Genomic DNA, 3568 nt, shown 5'->3' with positions numbered 1-3568 from the left:
AGGCAGCAACCACTAAACCCTTTATAAAACACAACGGCTGCAATGACATTTAGTCGATTTCGCAATGCCGCATAACGAGCCTGTAGAATTACTCGTTTTATAATTTATTTTGATTAATGAACAAACAATATCTGAGTTTATATTTTGATTCAATTATTTAGTGGTGTTTAGATTATTATTTAACATGCAGTTTTGTTGGGGTTTTTAGTGCGCTTTAGGGGTGATCGAGGCGGGGTTATAGCGTTTTTTGAGGTAAAAAGGGCTTCCCCTTCTTAGTGCATCGCGTGTTGCAGCTTTTCTATGTTGTGAATAAGGCAGTACAGTTGCCACTGGGCATTAACTTTGACTTGGCCGCGTAAGGTCAATTTGTTCATCCCTTTGTTAACAGTAATATTCCCAAACACAGGTTCGATACAGCCCAGTCGTTTGCTATATTGCCGCCGCCCCATTGGGCTGTCTATTTTCACTTTCATCTTATCGGTGTAACTCAGTCTTTTGCTTGAGGCATCATTTTTAAACTGCACTTGCCGACCCGTTTTTATCGGCGGTTTTCGCATACATTGCTGTTGCAATGGACAGGTTTTGCAATCTTTTAAATAACCACAGAATCGGGTGTACTCTTGATGATGGCTTTTAACATTGATGCCGCTTCGCCACATCTCATTGCCTGCCGGACATCGGCAGGTTTGTGTTGCTTCGTCATAATGAAAGTCATCACTGGTAAACAATCGTGGCTTACCGTTACGTCGTTTTAGTCTGCGTTTTTCTTGTTCGGTTTCGTAAGTTTCACTTTCTTGAAACAACGGGTTTCGTTTTCTAAATTGATTATCTGCGATGTAGGTATCAAAGCCACTTTGTGCCATAAATGCCAAATTGGCTTCGCTGTTGAAACCACTGTCTGCGGTGAATTTTATGGTGTGCTCGCTTGAAGGTTTAACAGGATTAAGCTTATCGAGTTGTTGTTTTAATTGTGTGACTGCGGGCTGAAGCGTTTGTTGTTCACCGACCGAGCCCCACGTTTGTGCTTGTAAGATAATTTGATGTTTATCATCGTTTATCGCAATACCATTGTAGCCTTGAATGGTGCCTTTGGAGGTGGTTATCTTTGCGCTGTCAGGGTCGGTGATATTACTTTTTACAGGCTTACCTTGGCTGCCTATCTTTTCTTGATGTGATGCGAGGAATGCCGAAATTTTATCCGCACTTTTATCTAACTTTGTTTTTTGGATTAAGTCTTGTGTGACGAGCACTTCACTCAACCCATCTTGGGCTTGATGACGCTCAATAATGCGTTTGCTTGCCCGTTCTAATTTTGCTTTTTTACGGCCGAGTTCATCGAACGTACCACTCCATTCTTTGCTCGCATTTGACTTTAACTTACAACCATCGATGGCAAACATATTGCGGCCAATGAGCCCTTCTTCATCGCAAATCAGCAGCACTTGGGTAAACAAGGGCTCTATTTGTTCATGCATTTTAGCCACAAAACTTGCTATGGATGTGTAATGTGGCTGAACATCACCCGACACACTCATGAACAAAATATTGTTTTCGCACGCCTTAGCAATGCGTCGACTGCTAATTAACCCATGCGCATACCCGAGTAAAATAATTTTGCGCATCACAGCGGGGGAATATGCTGCCGCACCCGTTTTATCATTGTGATACCAGGCATCAACCCCCGATAAATCAAGTTTATTTTCGATAATATAACAAATGGCATACTCGAATGTGCCAGGCAAAATTTGCTCTGAAAAATTGATGGGAATGAATTTACTTTGGCAGGATAAGTCAGGCTTGTAGTTGGCCATAACAATTTACTGTAGGTGAATAATATCTATTAGATCACAGACACCGACACCCTACAAGCTCAAAAAACAACCAAGTGACTTTATTTATGAAAAAGACGTTGAAACGTCATTTTTGGAGAAATTCTACAGCCTCAACGCCCTGTTAAGGGGCTTATAATAGTTGGCTAAAATGTGAAGCGAAGCGAAACCGAGCCAACTGTTAGAAGTCCCGCTTGAAATTCTTGTTGAACGAAGCCGCTGTGCGGCAGAAAAGATAAAAGCTCACCTTTATTCTCCCATCTTAAATACTTACTAGACCCTGCCTACCTTGGCATTTATCTAGGAGTATCACTATGAACACTCACGAGCAACAACGCTTTGATTTTCTTTATGAACAACATCTTACCAACTTAACGCTGCAAGGCAAGCGGCCTGCGACCATCGATGCCTACAGCCGCGCCGTTAGGCGCATTAGTGCTTATTTCGACGCTTGCCCTGATAACCTTTCAACGGATGATTTGAAGCGCTACTTTGCCAGTTTGATTGATTCACATTCATGGAGCACCGTAAAACTCGACCGTAATGGGCTACAGTTTTTCTATCGACATGTACTTAATCAACACTGGGAGTGGCTTAATATTGTTAAGCCGCCGCAAGTCCATAGACTGCCCGACATTCTTACGCCCGCAGAAGTTTCTATCGTTATTAGTCTTACTCATAAGCTGCGATATCAAGTGTGCTTTCTAGCCTTATACAGTATGGGATTACGCCTCGGCGAGGCCATTTCACTGCAGGTTGGTGATATCGATTCACAGATGATGCAGGTGCACATTCGTAACGCTAAAGGCGGTAAGGACAGATTAGTTCCGCTACCACAACGTACCCTTTTAGCGATCCGATATTACTGGCAAACCCATCGCCACCCACAGCTGATATTTCCTGGTAAAGATAGCCAGCCTGATTCCTTGATAGATAAAGGCGGTATTCAAAAAGCCCTCAAGGGGGTTATTCGTGAGTGTAATATTCACAAATCCATTAGCCCACATAATTTACGCCACAGCTACGCCACTCATTTGTTAGAACAAGGGCTGGACTTACGCTCAGTGCAAAGCCTGCTTGGTCACAACAGCCTGAATACCACTGCCCGATATACCCGTCTCACCACTATCACTCGCAAAAATACTGCTCTGTCCGTTAACCAACTGACTGATAATTTGGTGCTCAAATGGGAGTGTGGACTATGAAGTTCATTGAACTTTTACGCGACCACCTTGATGCCTTTAATCAAGCTTATGATGATCACATGTCATCATCCATGCGACAAGCCATTTTTGCCATGCTTAATTGTCGCACCAACACTGAGCGAACCAGCCAGTGGGCATGCCGCACCCGCACATTCACTTCATCATTCCGGCAGGCAGCTTTAATAAGCACAAAAAACAGTGGAAAAAGAACAAGGGTAAATACCTGTTCAACGCCTTTAACCTGGCCAAAGTGTGGCGAGCCCGATTGCTAGCGCAACTAACCGATAAGCTCAACATCAAGCTACCAACCGCTATTCCAAAAAAGTGGGTTGTAGACTGCCAACATGTGGGCAAAGGGCTGCCCGCGCTCAAGTACCTGTCGAGATATCTTTATCGCGGCGTGTTGCCCGATAAACATATCGTTAGTCATATCGATGGTCAAGTGAGCTTTGAGTATCAAAATAGCCAAACCAAAGCCACTGAAATACGTACTTTACCCACTGTCGAATTTCTATGGTTGGTACTACAACATGT

General features: G+C 43.4%; 2 protein-coding genes and 1 pseudogene. 2 read left to right on the top strand and 1 reads right to left on the bottom strand.

What is annotated here, in order from left to right; all coding sequences use genetic code 11:
• Positions 1–272: 272 nt before the first annotated feature.
• Positions 273–1811 carry a transposase gene (locus ORI98_RS18080; protein WP_306136148.1) on the bottom strand — a complete coding sequence of 513 codons (1539 nt, stop codon included), beginning with the start codon at positions 1809–1811 and terminating at the stop codon, positions 273–275.
• Between the two features lie 332 nt (positions 1812–2143).
• Between ORI98_RS18080 and ORI98_RS18075 the strand changes: the two genes are divergently transcribed.
• Positions 2144–3034 (top strand): site-specific integrase, encoded by an 891-nt coding sequence (locus ORI98_RS18075; protein WP_306136147.1) that lies wholly within the window; start codon positions 2144–2146, stop codon positions 3032–3034.
• A pseudogene (locus ORI98_RS18070) lies at positions 3031–3568 on the top strand (transposase); the annotation flags it as partial. The gene ORI98_RS18075 and the pseudogene ORI98_RS18070, both read left to right, overlap by 4 nt.

This window comes from Shewanella sp. ULN5, from assembly GCF_030731885.1.
GTDB classification, from domain to species: Bacteria; Pseudomonadota; Gammaproteobacteria; order Enterobacterales; family Shewanellaceae; genus Shewanella; species Shewanella holmiensis.
Note: the sequence above shows the minus strand (reverse complement) of the source record. Positions and strands in the feature narration are given on the sequence as shown.